At 45.5% G+C, this 1064-nt stretch carries 1 protein-coding gene and 1 pseudogene; both read right to left on the minus strand.

From position 1 onward, the window contains the following. Nucleotides 1-228 precede the first annotated feature (228 nt). On the minus strand, nucleotides 229-654 hold the full coding sequence (gene ndk / locus R7P35_RS26120; RefSeq protein WP_005460254.1) for a nucleoside-diphosphate kinase: 426 nt from the start codon (nucleotides 652-654) through the stop codon (nucleotides 229-231). An 86-nt stretch (nucleotides 655-740) separates the two neighbouring features. After that, nucleotides 741-1064, minus strand: a pseudogene (locus tag R7P35_RS26125) (aminopeptidase PepB); the annotation flags it as partial.

Consider the following 1064-nt stretch of genomic DNA (forward strand, 5'->3'; position numbering starts at 1 on the left):
AGTGGTCATGTTGCCTCTCAATGACTGAAACAAGAATAAGGGCGCGAATTGTACAGCCTTTATGCAGCTACAACAAGAGGTCTAAAACCCTGTCTTTGCTAAGGCATTAAAAACACATCGGTTAAATATCAAACAACCTCACCAATGCGTCTTCGAACTGTTTCGATAATAAAAAGCCCCGGAACTATCCGAGGCTAACTATCTTTACGAGCACAAACTAACTACCAATTAGCGAGGGCAAATTTCTGACTCAGGGAAGAAGAACTCAATCTCACGAGCCGCTGATTCAGGACTATCTGAACCATGAACAGAGTTATGACGCATGCTTAGCGCGTAATCTGCGCGAAGTGTGCCTGCTGCCGCTTCTTCTGGGTTGGTTTTACCCATCAATTCGCGGTAACGTGCAATCGCATTTTCGCCTTCCAACACTTGAACCATAATAGGACCAGATGTCATGAACTCTTTTAGAGGTTGGAAGAATTCTTTACCTTCATGTTCTGCGTAAAAGCCGCTCGCCTGCTCTTCAGTCAGGTGAACCATTTTCGCAGCAATAATACGTAGGCCTGCCTTCTCGATTCGATTGTAGATTTCACCGATCAGGTTTCTTTCCACAGCGTCAGGCTTAACAATGGAAAACGTTCTTTCTAGAGCCATAAAGTTTCCTTTTTGTACTTGTAATAATAGTGTTTAAAAGTGACTTACTTGACTACGGCAGCGCCTAACTGACGCCACCATAAATATTATTTTTCTGCTTGCTCATTAAGAAGGCGAGCAAGAGTGCGGACACCCATACCAGTCGCGCCAGCCGCCCACTTGTCTGATGCAGACTTACGGTAAGTACCAGCACAATCGAAGTGCAACCAGCCTTTCTTGTAGTCTTCAACAAAGTAAGACAAAAATGCAGCAGCGGTACTTGCGCCTGGACTGTAGTCTCCAGAGCTGATGTTCGATAAATCAGCGAAGTTTGACGGCAACATACCACGGTGGAAATCAGCCAGAGGCAGTGGCCACAGGCCTTCTTTCTCTTTGTTTGCTGCGGTTAGCGCGTGATGAGAAAGTTCATC

This window comes from Vibrio sp. Vb0304 (assembly GCF_033338995.1).
In the GTDB taxonomy this organism is placed as follows: Bacteria; Pseudomonadota; Gammaproteobacteria; order Enterobacterales; family Vibrionaceae; genus Vibrio; species Vibrio alginolyticus.

Coding starts and splice junctions, on each gene's coding strand:
- ndk (WP_005460254.1), bottom strand. CDS start 654: ATGGCTCTAGAAAGAACGTTTTCCATTGTTAAGCCTGACGCTGTGGAA.